Origin of the sequence: Streptomyces torulosus, from assembly GCF_001419765.1 — a bacterium.
GTDB classification, from domain to species: domain Bacteria; phylum Actinomycetota; class Actinomycetes; order Streptomycetales; family Streptomycetaceae; genus Streptomyces; species Streptomyces torulosus.
Genome location: NZ_LIRK01000045.1, coordinates 1 through 17,012 on the forward strand (window position 1 = coordinate 1; position 17,012 = coordinate 17,012).

Below are 17,012 nucleotides of genomic sequence, written 5' to 3' on the forward strand. Positions count from 1 at the left end.
CGCGGGCCACGGCGCGGACCTCCCGGCAATGATGGGGCACGGTGTGGGACTCGAAATCGACGAGGACCCGCAGTTGGCCCCCGCGGCCATGGGTAAACTGGACGCTTGCGTGCCGGTCACCGTCGAACCGGGGGTCCACCTCCCGGGCCGGGGCGGTGTCCGGATCGATGACACGCTCGTCGTACGCCCCGAGGCGGACGGCGGACCCGAGCTACTCACCATCACGACCAAGGAGCTGCTCGCGCTCTAGCCCTTGAGCTGCGCGCGTGCCCCGGGGTCGTCCACGTAAGTCCAGGAGATTGAAGCAACCGTGGCTTCCACGAACGACCTCAAGAACGGCATGGTGCTCAAGCTCGACGGCGGCCAGCTCTGGTCCGTCGTCGAGTTCCAGCACGTCAAGCCCGGCAAGGGCCCGGCCTTCGTGCGCACCAAGCTCAAGAACGTGCTCTCCGGGAAGGTCGTCGACAAGACCTTCAACGCCGGCGTGAAGGTCGAGACGGCCACCGTCGACAAGCGCGACATGCAGTTCTCCTACATGGACGGCGAGTACTTCGTCTTCATGGACATGGAGACCTACGACCAGCTGATGGTCGACCGCAAGGCCGTCGGCGACGCCGCCAACTTCCTGATCGAGGGCTTCACCGCCACCGTCGCGCAGCACGAGGGCGAGGTGCTCTTCGTCGAGCTGCCGGCCGCCGTCGAGCTCGTCATCCAGGAGACCGAGCCGGGCGTCCAGGGCGACCGCTCCACCGGTGGCACCAAGCCCGCCACCCTGGAGACCGGCCACCAGATCCAGGTGCCCCTCTTCATCACCACCGGTGAGAAGATCAAGGTCGACACCCGCACGAGCGACTACCTCGGCCGGGTGAACAGCTAACCGTGGCTGCCCGTAACACGGCCCGCAAGCGCGCCTTCCAGATCCTCTTCGAGGGCGACCAGCGCGGGGCCGACGTCCTGACCGTCCTCGCGGACTGGATCCGGCACTCCCGGTCCGACACCAGGCAGCCGCCGGTCAGCGAGTACACGATGCAGCTGGTCGAGGGGTACTCCGAGTACGCCAAGCGCATCGACGAGCTGATCGCGCAGTACTCGGTGGGCTGGACCCTCGATCGGATGCCGGTCGTGGACCGCAACATCCTGCGGCTCGGCGCCTACGAGCTGATCTGGGTCGACGAGACCCCGGACGCGGTGGTGCTGGACGAGATGGTGCAGCTGGCGAAGGAGTTCTCCACGGACGACTCCCCGTCGTTCGTGAACGGACTGCTCGGGCGCCTCAAGGACCTGAAGCCGTCGCTCCGCAGGGAAGCCGAATAGGGACCTCCCACGCGAGGCCGACCTCCTATGGGAAGCCGTCGGCGACGCAGGCCCATCAGCGTCCCCGCAGCGTCCCCCTCCGCGTCCCTGGAGACAGAAAACCGCCGGGGTGGCCCGAACCGAAAGGTTCCGGCCACCCCGGCGGCACGTTTCTGCTGAGCCTCGCCCGAGGATTCAGCCCTCGTCGTGGGAGACGGCGCGACGCGCGTCCGCGTCCAGGACACCCCAGCTGATCAGCTGCTCGGTCAGGACCGAGGGGGACTGGTCGTAGATGACGGCGAGTGTGCGCAGGTCGTCCTGACGGATGGAGAGCACCTTGCCGTTGTAGTCACCGCGCTGGGACTGGATCGTCGCGGCGTACCGCTGGAGCGGGCCCGCCTTCTCGGCCGGGACGTTGGCCAGGCGCTCCAGGTCGAGGACGAGCTTCGGCGGCGGCTCGGCCGCGCCACCGGGGGTCGTCCCGGGAAGCAGCTCCTGCACGGGAACTCCATAGAAATCCGCCAGCTCCGCAAGGCGCTGCACGGTGACGGCGCGGTCGCCGCGCTCGTACGAACCGACCACGACCGCCTTCCAGCGTCCCTGGGACTTCTCCTCGACACCGTGGAGGGAAAGGCCCTGCTGGGTGCGGATGGCCCGGAGCTTGGCCCCGAGCTGTTTGGCGTATTCGCTGGACATATGGCTCCCCGGACGAAGGCTGGTGACTCACTGTGAGGTTACGCAGCGTGACTCTGCCCCGTCAAGCCGAATGGTCCGGACCGACTCTTCCGTGGTAAACGCTCTCCATTGAGCCAGGGGGGTGATCAGGGGCGTTGCCGGGGCCTGCTACCGTGGATGGCGCAAATCCGACGTCCTTTAAGGTCCGTCCCGTGAGGCGGAGAAGGAGGTCCGTTTCGTATGGACACGCAGGAAAATCCGCAACAGGATCCGCAGCCGTCCGATGCCAGGCCCGTCCTCGAGGCCCCCGACATCGCACGCGTACTGACCCGCATCGCCCACGAGATCGTCGAACGCGCCAAGGGCGCCGACGACGTGGTGCTCCTCGGCATCCCGACCCGGGGCGTCTTCCTCGCCCGGCGGCTCGCCGACAAGCTGGCGGAGATCACCGACCGCAAGATCCCGGTCGGCTCGCTCGACATCACCATGTACCGCGACGACCTGCGCATGCACCCGCCGCGCGCGCTGGCCCGCACGGAGATCCCCGGTGACGGGATCGACGGCCGCCTCGTCGTCCTCGTCGACGACGTCCTCTTCTCCGGCCGCACGATCCGCGCGGCGCTCGACGCGCTGAACGACATCGGCCGCCCGCGCGCCGTCCAGCTCGCGGTCCTCGTCGACCGCGGCCACCGCGAACTGCCCATCCGCGCCGACTACGTCGGCAAGAACCTCCCCACGTCGCTGCGGGAGACGGTCAAGGTCCAGCTCGCCGAGGAGGACGGTCGGGACACCGTGCTGCTCGGTGCGAAGCCGGCCGCCCGGGGCGCGCAGCAGTAGCGACCACCCGGCGTACGGCCCTGCCGTGCGCCCCGCGTCGCCCACCCGCGCGTCCGCCCGCCCGGCTGTGACCGGCCGGCCGGGCCTCGCCTCCCGATATCGAATCGCCTTTACGGAGCCTGACAGATGCAGCGTCATCTCATCTCGGCCGCCGACCTCACCCGCGACGACGCCGTCCTGATCCTCGACACCGCCGAGGAGATGGCCCGGGTCGCCGACCGGCCGATCAAGAAGCTGCCGACCCTGCGCGGCCGCACGATCGTCAACCTCTTCTTCGAGGACTCCACCCGCACCCGGATCTCCTTCGAGGCCGCCGAGAAGCGCCTCTCCGCGGACGTCATCAACTTCTCCGCCAAGGGATCGAGCGTGTCCAAGGGCGAGTCCCTCAAGGACACCGCCCAGACCCTCGAAGCCATGGGTGTCGACGCCGTCGTCATCCGCCACGGCGCCTCCGGAGCGCCGTACCGCCTGGCGAACTCCGGCTGGATCGACGCCGCCGTCATCAACGCGGGCGACGGCACCCACCAGCACCCGACCCAGGCCCTGCTCGACGCCTTCACCATGCGCCGCCGCCTCGTCGGCCGGGACGCCGGCCTCGGCCAGGACCTGTCCGGCAAGCGCATCACGCTCGTCGGCGACGTCCTGCACAGCCGCGTCGCCCGCTCCAACGTCGACCTGCTGCACACCCTCGGCGCCGAGGTCACCCTCGTCGCGCCGCCCACCCTGCTGCCGGTCGGCATCGAGTCCTGGCCCTGCGAGGTGTCGTACGACCTCGACAGCACGCTGCCCAAGTCCGACGCCGTGATGATGCTGCGCGTGCAGCGCGAGCGCATGCACGCCGCGTTCTTCCCCACCGAGCGCGAGTACTCCCGGCGCTACGGCCTCGACGGCGACCGCATGGCACGGATGCCCGAGCACGCGATCGTGATGCACCCCGGCCCGATGGTCCGCGGCATGGAGATCACCGCCGAGGTCGCCGACTCCGACCGCTGCACCGTCGTCGAGCAGGTCGCCAACGGCGTCTCCATCCGCATGGCCGTCCTCTACCTGCTGCTCGGGGGCAACGAGCCCGCCGTCACCCACACCCGCACCACCGAGGAGAAGTAAGACAGATGAGCAAGATCCTGATCCGTGGTGCGAAGGTGCTCGGCGGCGAGCCGCAGGACGTGCTGATCGACGGCGAGACCATCGCCGAAGTGGGCACCGGGCTGTCCGCCGAGGGTGCCGAGGTCGTCGAGGCCGGCGGCAAGGTCCTCCTGCCGGGCCTGGTCGACCTGCACACCCATCTGCGCGAGCCCGGCCGCGAGGACTCCGAGACGGTCCTCACCGGCACCCGCGCGGCGGCCTCCGGCGGCTTCACCGCCGTGTTCGCCATGGCCAACACCTTCCCGGTCGCCGACACCGCCGGCGTGGTCGAGCAGGTCTACCGGCTCGGCAAGGAGCACGGCTACTGCGACGTCCAGCCCATCGGCGCCGTCACCGTCGGCCTCGAAGGCCAGAAGCTCGCCGAGCTGGGCGCCATGCACGAGTCGGCCGCCGGCGTCACCGTCTTCTCCGACGACGGCAAGTGCGTGCACGACGCGGTGATCATGCGCCGCGCCCTGGAGTACGTGAAGGCCTTCGGCGGTGTCGTCGCCCAGCACGCCCAGGAGCCGCGGCTCACCGAGGGCGCCCAGATGAACGAGGGCGTCGTCTCCGCCGAGCTGGGGCTCGGCGGCTGGCCCGCGGTGGCCGAGGAGTCGATCATCGCCCGCGACGTCCTGCTCGCCGAGCACGTCGGGTCCCGCGTCCACATCTGCCATCTGTCGACCGCCGGGTCCGTCGAGATCGTCCGCTGGGCCAAGTCCCGCGGCATCGACGTCACCGCCGAGGTCACCCCGCACCACCTGCTCCTCACCGACGAGCTGGTGCGCTCGTACAACCCGGTCTACAAGGTCAACCCGCCGCTGCGCACCGAGCGCGACGTGCTGGCCCTGCGCGAGGCGCTCGCCGACGGCACGATCGACATCGTCGCCACCGACCACGCCCCCCACCCGCACGAGGACAAGGACTGCGAGTGGGCCGCGGCCGCCATGGGCATGGTCGGCCTGGAGACCGCCCTGTCGGTGGTCCAGGAGACGATGGTCGAGACCGGGCTGCTCGACTGGGCGGGCGTCGCGGACCGGATGTCGATCACGCCCGCGCGCATCGGGCAGGCCGCCGGTCACGGCCGTCCCGTCTCGGCAGGTGAGCCCGCCAACCTCACGCTCGTCGACACGGCATACCGTGGTGCGGTGGACTCCGCGGGCTTCGCCTCGCGCAGCCGCAACACCCCGTACGAGGGCCGCGAGCTGCCGGGCCGTGTCACGCACACGTGGCTGCGGGGCAAGGCCACGCTCGTCGACGGGAAGCTCACGTGACACCTGTAATTCTGCTGGCCGCCCAGAAGGAATCGGCCGAGGTCACCAACTGGGCCGGACGCATCGGCTGGGTCGTCGGACTCGCTCTCTTCGTCGCCCTCGTCTACTGGCTGATGCGCGAGGGCTGGAAGTGGCGCGGCACCCTCCAGAGCGACCTGCCGGAGCTGCCCGCCGTGCCGGAGGAGCCCGGTGAGGCCAGACTGACGATGAGCGGCCGCTACCACGGCTCCACCACCGCCGGGCAGTGGCTCGACCGCATCGTGGCGCACGGCCTGGGCACCCGCAGCAGGGTCGAGCTCACCCTGACGGACGTGGGCCTGGACGTCGTACGGCCCGGAGCGACGGACTTCTTCGTCCCGCGCGAGGCGCTGCGCGAGGCCCGGCTCGACAAGGGCATCGCCGGCAAGGTCCTCACCGAGGGCGGACTGCTCGTCGTCACCTGGGCACACGGCGACAAGCTCCTCGACTCCGGGTTCCGCTCCGACCACGCGGCCGAACACAACGAGTGGGTCGAGACCCTGAACCAGATGATCAAGAAGACGGAAACGGAAGGCGCACGATGACGACCTCCACTAGGGGAGCCACCAAGGTTCCCGCGGTACTCGTCCTGGAGGACGGCCGGATGTTCCGCGGCCGCGCCTACGGGGCCGTGGGGGTGACCTTCGGCGAGGCCGTGTTCTCCACCGGTATGACCGGCTACCAGGAGACCCTCACCGACCCGTCGTACCACCGCCAGGTCGTCGTGATGACCGCCCCGCACGTCGGCAACACCGGTGTCAACGACGAGGACCCCGAATCGCGGCGGATCTGGGTCGCGGGCTACGTCGTCCGCGACCCCGCGCGCGTGCCGTCCAACTGGCGCTCCCGGCGCACCCTCGACGAGGAGCTCGCCCAGCAGGGCGTCGTCGGCATCAGCGGCGTCGACACCCGCGCCCTCACCCGCCATCTGCGCGAGCGCGGCGCCATGCGTGTGGGCATCTTCTCCGGCAACGCCCTGCCCGACGAGGGCACCATGCTCGCCGAGGTCCGCCAGGCCCCCGAGATGAAGGGCGCCGACCTCTCCGCGGAGGTCGCCACCAAGGAGCCGTACGTCGTCCCCGCGATCGGCGAGAAGAAGTTCACCGTCGCCGCCGTCGACCTCGGCATCAAGGGCATGACCCCGCACCGCATGGCCGAGCGCGGCATCGAGGTGCACGTGCTGCCCGCCACGGCGACCGCCGACGAGGTCTACGCCGTGAACCCCGACGGCGTGTTCTTCTCCAACGGCCCCGGCGACCCGGCCACCGCCGACCACCCGGTCTCCGTGATGCGGGCGGTCCTGGAGCGCGGCACCCCGCTGTTCGGCATCTGCTTCGGCAACCAGATCCTCGGCCGCGCCCTCGGCTTCGGCACCTACAAGCTGAAGTACGGCCACCGCGGCATCAACCAGCCGGTGCAGGACCGTACGACCGGCAAGGTCGAGGTCACCGCGCACAACCACGGCTTCGCCGTCGACGCCCCGCTCGACAAGGTCTCCGAGACCCCCTACGGCCGCGCCGAGGTCTCCCACGTGTGCCTCAACGACAACGTGGTGGAGGGGCTGCAGCTCCTCGACCGCCCGGCTTTCAGCGTCCAGTACCACCCCGAAGCGGCAGCCGGCCCGCACGACGCCGCCTACCTGTTCGACCGCTTCGTATCCCTGATGGAGGGCCAGCGTGCCTAAGCGCACCGATATCCAGTCCGTCCTGGTCATCGGCTCCGGCCCGATCGTCATCGGCCAGGCCGCCGAGTTCGACTACTCCGGCACGCAGGCGTGCCGCGTCCTCAAGGCCGAGGGCCTGCGCGTCGTCCTGGTGAACTCCAACCCGGCGACGATCATGACCGACCCGGAGATCGCCGACGCCACCTACGTCGAGCCGATCACCCCCGAGTTCGTCGAGAAGATCATCGCCAAGGAGCGCCCCGACGCGCTGCTCCCGACCCTCGGCGGCCAGACCGCGCTCAACACCGCCATCTCGCTCCACGACAACGGCGTCCTGGAGAAGTACGGCGTCGAGCTGATCGGCGCCAAGGTCGAGGCGATCCACAAGGGCGAGGACCGCGACCAGTTCAAGCTGGTCGTCGAGGCGGTCAACGCCAAGATCGGGCACGGCGAGTCCGCCCGCTCGGTCATCTGCCACTCCATGGAGGACGTCCTCGCGGGCGTCGAGACCCTCGGCGGCTACCCGGTCGTCGTCCGCCCCTCCTTCACCATGGGCGGCGCCGGCTCCGGCTTCGCGCACGACGAGGAGGAGCTGCGCCGGATCGCCGGTCAGGGCCTCACCCTGTCGCCGACCACCGAGGTGCTCCTGGAGGAGTCCATCCTCGGCTGGAAGGAGTACGAGCTGGAGCTGATGCGCGACAAGCACGACAACGTCGTGGTCGTCTGCTCCATCGAGAACTTCGACCCCATGGGCGTGCACACCGGTGACTCGATCACCGTCGCGCCCGCGATGACGCTCACCGACCGCGAGTACCAGGTGCTGCGTGACGTCGGCATCGCGATCATCCGCGAGGTCGGCGTCGACACCGGCGGCTGCAACATCCAGTTCGCGGTGAACCCCGAGGACGGCCGGGTCATCGTCATCGAGATGAACCCGCGTGTCTCGCGCTCGTCCGCCCTCGCCTCCAAGGCGACCGGTTTCCCGATCGCCAAGATCGCCGCGAAGCTCGCCGTCGGCTACACGCTGGACGAGATCCCGAACGACATCACCGAGCAGACCCCGGCCTCCTTCGAGCCGACGCTCGACTACGTCGTCGTGAAGGCCCCGCGCTTCGCCTTCGAGAAGTTCCCCTCCGCCGACTCCTCGCTCACCACGACCATGAAGTCGGTCGGCGAGGCCATGGCGATCGGCCGCAACTTCACCGAGGCCCTCCAGAAGGCACTGCGCTCGCTGGAGAAGAAGGGCAGCCAGTTCACCTTCGTCGGCGAGCCCGGCGACAAGGCGGAGCTGCTGCGCGAGGCGGTCCGCCCCACCGACGGGCGCATCAACACCGTCATGCAGGCCATCCGCGCCGGCGCCACCCAGGAGGAGGTCTTCGAGTCCACGAAGATCGACCCCTGGTTCGTCGACCAGCTCTTCCTCATCAAGGAGATCGCGGACGAGCTGGCCGCCGCCGACAAGCTCGACCCCGACCTGCTCGCCGAGGCCAAGCGGCACGGCTTCTCCGACCAGCAGATCGGCGAGATCCGCGGGCTGCGCGAGGACGTCGTGCGCGAGGTCCGGCACGCGCTCGGCGTACGCCCGGTGTACAAGACGGTCGACACCTGCGCCGCCGAGTTCGCCGCGAGGACCCCGTACTTCTACTCCTCCTACGACGAGGAGAGCGAGGTCGCGCCCCGCGAGAAGCCGGCCGTCATCATCCTGGGCTCCGGCCCGAACCGCATCGGCCAGGGCATCGAGTTCGACTACTCCTGCGTCCACGCCTCCTTCGCGCTCAGCGACGCGGGCTACGAGACCGTGATGGTCAACTGCAACCCGGAGACCGTCTCCACCGACTACGACACCTCGGACCGCCTGTACTTCGAGCCGCTCACGCTGGAAGACGTGCTGGAGATCGTGCACGCCGAGTCGCTGGCCGGCCCCATCGCGGGCGTCGTCGTCCAGCTCGGCGGCCAGACCCCGCTGGGCCTGTCGCAGGCGCTCAAGGACAACGGCGTACCGGTCGTGGGCACCTCCCCGGAGGCCATCCACGCCGCCGAGGACCGCGGAGCCTTCGGCCAGGTCCTCGCCGAGGCCGGCCTCCCGGCCCCGAAGCACGGCACGGCGACCACCTTCGCGGGCGCCAAGGCCATCGCCGACGAGATCGGCTACCCGGTCCTCGTCCGGCCGTCGTACGTCCTCGGCGGACGCGGCATGGAGATCGTCTACGACGAGGCGCGCCTGGAGGCGTACATCGCCGAGTCGACCGAGATCAGCCCCTCCCGGCCCGTCCTCGTCGACCGGTTCCTCGACGACGCGATCGAGATCGACGTCGACGCCCTCTACGACGGCGAGGAGCTGTACCTCGGCGGCGTCATGGAGCACATCGAGGAGGCCGGCATCCACTCCGGCGACTCGGCGTGCGCCCTGCCCCCGATCACCCTCGGCGGTTTCGACATCAAGCGCCTGCGAGCCTCCACCGAGGCCATCGCCAAGGGCGTCGGCGTCCGCGGACTGATCAACATCCAGTTCGCGATGGCCGGCGACATCCTCTACGTCCTGGAGGCCAACCCGCGCGCCTCCCGCACCGTCCCCTTCACCTCGAAGGCGACCGCGGTGCCGCTCGCCAAGGCCGCCGCCCGGATCTCGCTGGGCGCGACCATCGCCGAGCTGCGCGAGGAGGGGCTGCTGCCGAAGAACGGCGACGGCGGCGAGCTGCCGCTGGACGCGCCGATCTCCGTCAAGGAGGCCGTCATGCCGTGGTCGCGCTTCCGCGACATCCACGGGCGCGGCGTCGACACGGTCCTCGGCCCGGAGATGCGCTCCACCGGCGAGGTCATGGGCATCGACTCGGTCTTCGGCACGGCGTACGCCAAGTCGCAGGCCGGCGCGTACGGCCCGCTGCCCACCAAGGGCCGCGCGTTCATCTCGGTCGCCAACCGGGACAAGCGCTCGATGATCTTCCCGGCGCGCGAGCTGGTCGCCCACGGCTTCGAACTGCTCGCCACGTCCGGCACAGCCGAGGTGCTCAAGCGCAACGGCATCAACGCCACGGTCGTCCGCAAGCAGTCCGAGGGCACCGGCCCGAACGGCGAGAAGACCATCGTCCAGCTCATCCACGACGGCGAGGTCGACCTCATCGTCAACACCCCGTACGGCACCGGCGGCCGCCTCGACGGCTACGACATCCGTACGGCCGCCGTGGCCCGCTCCGTGCCGTGCCTGACGACGGTCCAGGCGCTCGCCGCGGCCGTCCAGGGCATCGACGCGCTCAACCACGGTGACGTCGGGGTGCGCTCACTCCAGGAACACGCCGAACACCTGATCGCGGCCCGCGACTAGCAGCCCTGAGGGGGACACCGGAAACGGTGTCCCCCTCTTCATGAGGACACCTGTCATGAGGACGTGAGCCCTCATGAGGACCCGAGGACTTCGAGATGTACAAGCTGTTCTTCCGTCTGGTTTTCACCCGGATGGACCCCGAGGAGGCCCACTACCTGGCCTTCCGCTGGATCCGTCTCGCCGCACGCGTCCCCGTGCTGCGCACCTGTCTCGCGGCCGCGCTCGCGCCCCGCTACGAGGAACTGCGCACGGAGGCGTTCGGCCTGCGCATGCACGGCCCGTTCGGGCTGGCCGCCGGCTTCGACAAGAACGCCGTCGCCGTCGACGGAATGTCGATGCTGGGCTTCGACCACGTCGAGATCGGCACCGTCACGGGCGAGGCGCAGCCCGGCAACCCCAAGAAGCGGCTGTTCCGCCTGGTCGGCGACCGGGCGCTGATCAACCGCATGGGCTTCAACAACGAGGGCTCCCTGGCCGTCGCCGCCCGACTGGCCTCCCGCAACCCCGTCTTCAGGACGGTCGTGGGCGTCAACATCGGCAAGACCAAGGTCGTCCCCGAGGAGGAGGCCGCCGCGGACTACGTGAAGTCCACCGAGCGCCTCGCCCCGTACGCCGACTACCTGGTCGTGAACGTCTCCTCGCCCAACACGCCCGGTCTGCGCAACCTCCAGGCCACCGAGGCGCTGCGGCCCCTGCTGACCGCCGTCCGCGAGGCCGCCGACCGCACGGTGCGCACCCGCCGGGTGCCGCTGCTGGTGAAGATCGCCCCCGACCTCGCCGACGAGGACATCGACGCCGTCGCCGACCTCGCCGTGGAGCTGGGCCTGGACGGGATCATCGCCACCAACACCACCATCGCGCGCGAGGGACTCGGTCTGACCTCCGAGCCCTCCCTCGTGAAGGAGACCGGCGGACTCTCCGGCGCCCCGCTGAAGGCCCGCTCCCTCGCGGTCCTGCGCCGTCTCTACGCGCGCGTGGGCGACCGGATCACCCTGGTGGGCGTCGGCGGCATCGAGAACGCCGAGGACGCCTGGCAGCGCATCCTCGCCGGCGCCACCCTCGTCCAGGGCTACAGCGCCTTCGTCTACGAGGGCCCCTTCTGGGCGCGCGCCGTCCACAAGGGCCTCGCCGCCCGGCTCCGCACCAGCCCGTACGCCACCCTCGCCGACGCGGTCGGCGCCGACGTGAGGAAGAAGACGGCATGACCGAGCCCTTCGGCGCGCGACTGCGCCACGCCATGGACGAACGCGGCCCGCTCTGCGTCGGGATCGACCCGCACTCCGCCCTGCTCACCGCCTGGGGTCTGAACGACGACATCGCGGGCCTGGAGCGCTTCAGCCGGACCGTCGTCGAGGCGCTGGCGGGCCGGGTGGCCGTCCTCAAGCCGCAGAGCGCGTTCTTCGAGCGCTTCGGCTCGCGCGGCATCGCCGTCCTGGAGAAGTCCGTCGAGGAGGCGCGGTCCGCCGGTGCGCTGGTGGTCATGGACGCCAAGCGCGGCGACATCGGCTCCACCATGGCCGCGTACGCCGAGACCTTCCTGCACAAGGACGCGCCCCTGTTCTCGGACGCGCTGACGGTCTCGCCGTACCTCGGCTACGGCTCCCTGAAGCCGGCCGTGGACCTCGCGCGGGAGAACGGCGCCGGGCTGTTCGTGCTGGCGCTGACCTCCAACCCGGAGGGCGGCGAGGTGCAGCACGCCGTGCGCACGGAGGACGCCGCCGGGCGGGACGTCGGGGCGACGATGCTGGCGCATCTGGCCGCCGAGAACGCGGGGGAGGAGCCCATGGGGTCCTTCGGTGCCGTCGTCGGCGCCACGCTCGGCGACCTCTCCTCGTACGACCTTCAGATCAACGGACCTCTCCTCGCGCCCGGCATCGGGGCGCAGGGGGCCACCCCGTCCGATCTCCCGGCGGTCTTCGGGGCGGCCGTGCGCCATGTGGTGCCCAATGTCAGCCGGGGTGTTCTTCGTCACGGTCCCGATGTCGTCGCGCTGCGTGACGCCTCGGATCGTTTCGCGGACGAGATCAGGGCCGCCGTGGAGGCCGCCTGAGACCTCCGATGAGTGCTCCGGCGGCGCTTACCGGACGGCTTGAGTCTGAATACATCCTCAAATCCGGGGCATTATGCGGCTTATGTCCGACTCCAGGGAGGCTGACCAGGACTTTTCCGCTGTTCTCGCTGACTCTGGCGGAGTTGGCCGCTAGTCTCCGACGAGTGAGGGCACCTCCCACGCCCTCCAGGCAGTAAGGGGAGAACGGGCAGGCGTGTTGCTCGTACTCCCCAGGTGTGGGGCGACTAGGTTCCTCACCGGTCCGTATCCGACAGTTCGACATCCGAGGTGACGTAGGCGTGGCTCTTCCGCCCCTTACCCCTGAACAGCGCGCAGCCGCGCTCGAAAAGGCCGCCGCGGCTCGCCGGGAGCGGGCCGAGGTCAAGAATCGACTCAAGCACTCCGGCGCCTCCCTGCACGAGGTCATCAAGCAGGGCCAGGAGAACGACGTCATCGGCAAGATGAAGGTCTCCGCTCTCCTTGAGTCGCTGCCCGGCGTGGGCAAGGTCCGCGCCAAGCAGATCATGGAGCGACTCGGCATCTCCGAGAGCCGTCGTGTGCGCGGCCTCGGCTCCAACCAGATCGCATCCCTGGAGCGTGAGTTCGGCAGCACCGGTTCCTGATCCGGGTACTCCGGACAGGAAGTCCCGGGCACTCCGGGATTGCTGGAATAATCGCTGCATGGCTGCAACATTCCGGGGGACGACCCCCGAGCCCCCGGACGTACGTCCGCGGCTGACCGTGCTCTCCGGCCCCTCGGGGGTCGGCAAGAGCACGGTCGTCGCCCATATGCGCAAGGCACACCCCGAGGTCTGGCTCTCGGTGTCGGCGACGACCCGCAAGCCCCGCCCCGGCGAGAAGGACGGCGTCCACTACTTCTTCGTCACAGACGACGAGATGGACAAGCTGATCGCCAACGGCGAGCTGCTGGAGTGGGCCGAGTTCGCCGGTAACCGCTACGGCACCCCACGGGGTGCCGTGCTCGAACGCCTGGAGCGCGGCGAGCCGGTCCTGCTGGAGATCGACCTCCAGGGCGCCCGGCAGGTCCGCGAGACCATGCCCGACGCCCAGCTGGTGTTCCTGGCTCCGCCCTCCTGGGACGAGCTGGTCCGCCGGCTCACCGGCCGGGGCACCGAACCGCCCGAGGTGATCGAACGCCGCCTGGACGCGGCCAAGGTCGAACTCGCGGCCGAGCCGGAGTTCGACGTCACCCTGGTCAACACCTCCGTCGAGGACGTGGCCCGCGAGCTGCTAGCCTTGATGGACGTTGTGTGATCGTCACTGACGATGCACACTGAATCTTTCCCATCCATCGGAAGGTAGAGCGTGTCCTCTTCCATCTCCGCGCCCGAGGGCATCATCAACCCGCCGATCGACGAGCTCCTCGAGGCCACGGACTCGAAGTACAGCCTCGTGATCTACGCGGCCAAGCGTGCCCGCCAGATCAACGCGTACTACTCGCAGCTCGGCGAGGGCCTCCTCGAGTACGTCGGTCCCCTCGTCGACACGCACGTCCACGAGAAGCCGCTCTCGATCGCCCTGCGCGAGATCAACGCGGGTCTGCTGACGTCCGAGGCCGTCGACGGCCCCGCGTAAGCAGCACACGACGGTTTCCTCGGATAGTCATATCCGCGGACCGCGGTAGGTTTTTCCACAGGCCCGGCAGCGCGACTGTCGGGCCTGTGGTGTGTGATGGATGCGTACGCCGACGAGCCGCGGTGTACGTCTGTCAGGTTCGGGTTCGAGTGCGGGGAGGCCCGGTGGGCAAGCCGAAGGTCGTTCTGGGGGTCAGCGGTGGCATCGCCGCCTACAAGGCGTGCGAGCTGCTGCGCCGGCTGACCGAGTCCGGGCATGACGTGCGGGTCGTGCCGACCGACTCCGCGCTGCACTTCGTCGGTGCCGCCACCTGGTCCGCGCTCTCCGGCAACCCGGTCTCCACCGAGGTCTGGGACGGCGTCCACGAGGTGCCCCACGTCCGCATCGGCCAGGAGGCCGACCTCGTCGTCGTGGCCCCGGCGACGGCCGACATGCTCGCCAAGGCCGCTCACGGCCTCGCCGACGACCTGCTGACCAACACCCTGCTCACCGCCCGCTGCCCCGTCGTGTTCGCCCCCGCGATGCACACCGAGATGTGGGAGCACCCCGCCACCCAGGAGAACGTGGCGACGCTGCGCCGCCGCGGCGCCCTCGTCATCGACCCGGCCGTGGGCCGGCTGACCGGCGTCGATACCGGCAAGGGCCGGCTGCCTGACCCCGCCGAGATCTTCGAGGTCTGCCGCCGGGTGCTCGCCCGTGGCATCGCCGGACCGGACCTCGCCGGACGGCATGTCGTGGTCAGCGCCGGCGGCACGCGCGAGCCCCTCGACCCCGTCCGCTTCCTCGGCAACCGCTCCTCGGGCAAGCAGGGGTACGCCCTCGCCCGCACGGCCGCCGCCCGGGGCGCCCGGGTCACACTGATCGAGGCGAACACCGGGCTGCCGGACCCGGCGGGCGTGGACATCGTCCGCGTCGGCACGGCGGTCCAGCTGCGCGAGGCGGTGCTCAAGGCGGCGCCGGACGCGGACGTGGTGGTGATGGCGGCCGCCGTGGCGGACTTCCGCCCCGAGACCTACGCCACCGGCAAGATCAAGAAGAAGGACGGCCAGGACCCCGAGCCGATCGTCCTGGTCCGTAATCCGGACATCCTCGCCGAGATAGCGGCCGACCGCCCCCGTCCGGAGCAACTGGTCGTCGGCTTCGCCGCGGAGACCGACGACGTCCTCGCCAACGGCCGCGCCAAACTGGCGCGCAAGGGCTGCGACCTCCTCGTGGTGAACGAGGTGGGGGAGCGCAAGACCTTCGGCTCCGAGGAGAACGAGGCCGTCGTACTGGGAGCCGACGGGAGCGAGACGGCCGTGCCGTACGGCCCGAAGGAAGCCCTGGCCGACACGGTGTGGGACCTGGTCGTGCACCGGCTGGGCTGACTGCTCCATTCGCGCCACGGACCGTGAACAGTACGCAACTTAGGGGTGTGGCGACCCTGGCGGACAGCGACGACCATTGGGCAGAATGCACGTGCCGCAGGTCACAGAGCTCCCGAGAGGCGAGACGGGTGGGCCGGTGGTCGAGACCGACCGATAAACTGTTCACGGACGACGCCGGGCGCAGCCCCCGTCCCGTCCGCCAATGATCAGCCAGCAGCCGCTGCAACCACAGGGAGCGTTGTGTCCCGTCGCCTGTTCACCTCGGAGTCCGTGACCGAGGGTCACCCCGACAAGATCGCTGACCAGATCAGCGATGCCATTCTCGATGCACTGCTGCGCGAGGACCCCACGTCCCGTGTCGCGGTGGAGACGCTCATCACGACCGGCCTGGTGCACGTGGCCGGCGAGGTCACGACCAAGGCCTACGCGCCGATCGCCCAGCTCGTCCGCGACACGATCCTGGCCATCGGCTACGACTCGTCGAAGAAGGGCTTCGACGGCGCGTCCTGTGGTGTGTCGGTGTCCATCGGCTCGCAGTCCCCGGACATCGCGCAGGGTGTCGACACGGCGTACGAGAACCGGGTCGAGGGCGACGAGGACGAGCTGGACCGCCAGGGCGCCGGCGACCAGGGCCTGATGTTCGGCTACGCGACGGACGAGACGCCGACGCTGATGCCGCTGCCGATCTTCCTGGCGCACCGTCTGTCCAAGCGCCTGTCCGAGGTCCGCAAGAACGGCACCATCCCCTACCTGCGTCCCGACGGCAAGACCCAGGTCACCATCGAGTACGACGGTGACAAGGCGGTCCGCCTCGACACGGTCGTCGTCTCCTCGCAGCACGCCAGCGACATCGACCTGGAGTCGCTGCTCGCCCCGGACATCCGTGAGTTCGTGGTGGAGCCGGAGCTGAAGGCCCTCCTCGACGACGGCATCAAGCTGGACACCGAGGGCTACCGCCTGCTGGTCAACCCGACCGGCCGCTTCGAGATCGGCGGCCCGATGGGCGACGCCGGCCTCACCGGCCGCAAGATCATCATCGACACGTACGGCGGCATGGCCCGCCACGGCGGCGGCGCCTTCTCCGGCAAGGACCCGTCCAAGGTCGACCGCTCCGCCGCGTACGCGATGCGCTGGGTCGCCAAGAACGTGGTCGCCGCGGGCCTCGCCTCCCGCTGCGAGGTCCAGGTCGCCTACGCCATCGGCAAGGCCGAGCCCGTCGGTCTCTTCGTCGAGACCTTCGGCACCGCCAAGATCGACACGGACAAGATCGAGAAGGCGATCGACGAGGTCTTCGACCTCCGCCCCGCCGCGATCATCCGCGACCTCGACCTGCTCCGCCCGATCTACGGCCAGACCGCCGCGTACGGCCACTTCGGCCGTGAGCTCCCCGACTTCACGTGGGAGCGCACGGACCGCGTGGACGCCCTCCGCGAGGCGGCGGGTCTGTAGCACGCGGAACCCCGCGGTTCCTTCCGAGGCCCGGTGTCCCCTCTGGGGGCGCCGGGCCTCGGCGTTGTCACCGGGCCGACGGCGCCCGCCGATCCCGGACCGGCGGGCGCCGTCGGTTGTCAGTGGGGTTTGGGAGAATGCTGGCGTGAGCAGCGAGGACGGGACGCGTGGTGGTGACGCGGGGGGTGCGGGGCCGGAGCAGCTCGCGCTCATTCGGGAGGCCGTGAAGAAGGCCAGGGCGGCCGCGGGCCAAGCCGCGGACGTGGCGGGGGGCCGCCCTGGCCTTCTTCACGGCCTCCCGAATGAGCGCGAGCTGCTCCGGCCCCGCACCCCCCGCGTCACC

At 70.0% G+C, this 17,012-nt stretch carries 17 protein-coding genes and 1 pseudogene; 17 read left to right on the forward strand and 1 reads right to left on the reverse strand.

What is annotated here, in order from left to right; translation table 11 throughout:
- The 3 genes from AOK23_RS04520 to nusB all read left to right on the forward strand — a co-directional run.
- The coding region (locus AOK23_RS04520) for a M24 family metallopeptidase (RefSeq protein WP_157877936.1) at positions 1–250 on the forward strand (250 nt) is incomplete at its 5' end.
- 60 nt (positions 251–310) lie between these two features.
- On the forward strand, positions 311–877 hold the full coding sequence (gene efp, locus AOK23_RS04525; protein WP_055522452.1) for an elongation factor P: 567 nt from the start codon (positions 311–313) through the stop codon (positions 875–877).
- Between the two features lie 2 nt (positions 878–879).
- Positions 880–1,314, forward strand: coding sequence for a transcription antitermination factor NusB (nusB, locus tag AOK23_RS04530; RefSeq protein WP_055542045.1), 435 nt, complete (start codon positions 880–882; stop codon positions 1,312–1,314).
- Between the two features lie 174 nt (positions 1,315–1,488).
- Here nusB and bldD read toward each other — a convergent pair whose 3' ends face one another.
- A complete protein-coding gene (bldD, locus tag AOK23_RS04535; protein WP_055522449.1) occupies positions 1,489–1,989 on the reverse strand; it encodes a transcriptional regulator BldD in 501 nt (166 codons plus the stop codon).
- A 219-nt stretch (positions 1,990–2,208) separates the two neighbouring features.
- Between bldD and pyrR the strand changes: the two genes are divergently transcribed.
- The 14 genes and pseudogenes from pyrR to AOK23_RS48765 all read left to right on the forward strand — a co-directional run.
- Positions 2,209–2,805: a bifunctional pyr operon transcriptional regulator/uracil phosphoribosyltransferase PyrR gene (pyrR, locus tag AOK23_RS04540; protein WP_055522447.1), complete on the forward strand. Its 597-nt coding sequence runs from the start codon at positions 2,209–2,211 to the stop codon at positions 2,803–2,805.
- 126 nt (positions 2,806–2,931) lie between these two features.
- Positions 2,932–3,912: an aspartate carbamoyltransferase catalytic subunit gene (locus AOK23_RS04545; RefSeq protein ID WP_055711450.1), complete on the forward strand. Its 981-nt coding sequence runs from the start codon at positions 2,932–2,934 to the stop codon at positions 3,910–3,912.
- Between the two features lie 5 nt (positions 3,913–3,917).
- Positions 3,918–5,204 (forward strand): dihydroorotase, encoded by a 1,287-nt coding sequence (locus tag AOK23_RS04550; RefSeq protein ID WP_055711451.1) that lies wholly within the window; start codon positions 3,918–3,920, stop codon positions 5,202–5,204.
- A complete protein-coding gene (locus tag AOK23_RS04555) occupies positions 5,201–5,767 on the forward strand; it encodes a PH-like domain-containing protein (RefSeq protein ID WP_055711452.1) in 567 nt (188 codons plus the stop codon). Before AOK23_RS04550 ends, AOK23_RS04555 begins: the two co-directional genes overlap by 4 nt.
- Positions 5,764–6,906 (forward strand): glutamine-hydrolyzing carbamoyl-phosphate synthase small subunit, encoded by a 1,143-nt coding sequence (gene carA / locus AOK23_RS04560; RefSeq protein WP_055711453.1) that lies wholly within the window; start codon positions 5,764–5,766, stop codon positions 6,904–6,906. Before AOK23_RS04555 ends, carA begins: the two co-directional genes overlap by 4 nt.
- Positions 6,899–10,207: a carbamoyl-phosphate synthase large subunit gene (gene carB, locus AOK23_RS04565; protein WP_055711454.1), complete on the forward strand. Its 3,309-nt coding sequence runs from the start codon at positions 6,899–6,901 to the stop codon at positions 10,205–10,207. The genes carA and carB overlap by 8 nt, the downstream gene beginning before the upstream one ends.
- Positions 10,208–10,302: 95 nt before the next feature.
- Positions 10,303–11,412 carry a quinone-dependent dihydroorotate dehydrogenase gene (locus AOK23_RS04570; protein WP_055711455.1) on the forward strand — a complete coding sequence of 370 codons (1,110 nt, stop codon included), beginning with the start codon at positions 10,303–10,305 and terminating at the stop codon, positions 11,410–11,412.
- Positions 11,409–12,257: an orotidine-5'-phosphate decarboxylase gene (gene pyrF, locus AOK23_RS04575; protein ID WP_055711456.1), complete on the forward strand. Its 849-nt coding sequence runs from the start codon at positions 11,409–11,411 to the stop codon at positions 12,255–12,257. The genes AOK23_RS04570 and pyrF overlap by 4 nt, the downstream gene beginning before the upstream one ends.
- Positions 12,258–12,556: 299 nt before the next feature.
- Entirely contained in the window at positions 12,557–12,880 is a 324-nt protein-coding gene (locus AOK23_RS04580) for an integration host factor (protein WP_003977346.1), read from the forward strand.
- A 58-nt stretch (positions 12,881–12,938) separates the two neighbouring features.
- Complete coding sequence (gene gmk, locus AOK23_RS04585; protein ID WP_055521903.1) at positions 12,939–13,532, forward strand: guanylate kinase; 594 nt, start codon at positions 12,939–12,941, stop codon at positions 13,530–13,532.
- Positions 13,533–13,583: 51 nt separating this feature from the next.
- On the forward strand, positions 13,584–13,853 hold the full coding sequence (gene rpoZ, locus AOK23_RS04590) for a DNA-directed RNA polymerase subunit omega (RefSeq protein WP_055541593.1): 270 nt from the start codon (positions 13,584–13,586) through the stop codon (positions 13,851–13,853).
- Positions 13,854–14,017: 164 nt separating this feature from the next.
- Complete coding sequence (gene coaBC, locus AOK23_RS04595) at positions 14,018–15,220, forward strand: bifunctional phosphopantothenoylcysteine decarboxylase/phosphopantothenate--cysteine ligase CoaBC (protein WP_055711457.1); 1,203 nt, start codon at positions 14,018–14,020, stop codon at positions 15,218–15,220.
- Between the two features lie 240 nt (positions 15,221–15,460).
- Complete coding sequence (gene metK, locus AOK23_RS04600; RefSeq protein WP_055711458.1) at positions 15,461–16,669, forward strand: methionine adenosyltransferase; 1,209 nt, start codon at positions 15,461–15,463, stop codon at positions 16,667–16,669.
- A gap of 145 nt (positions 16,670–16,814) precedes the next feature.
- Positions 16,815–17,012, forward strand: a pseudogene (locus AOK23_RS48765) (hypothetical protein); the annotation flags it as partial.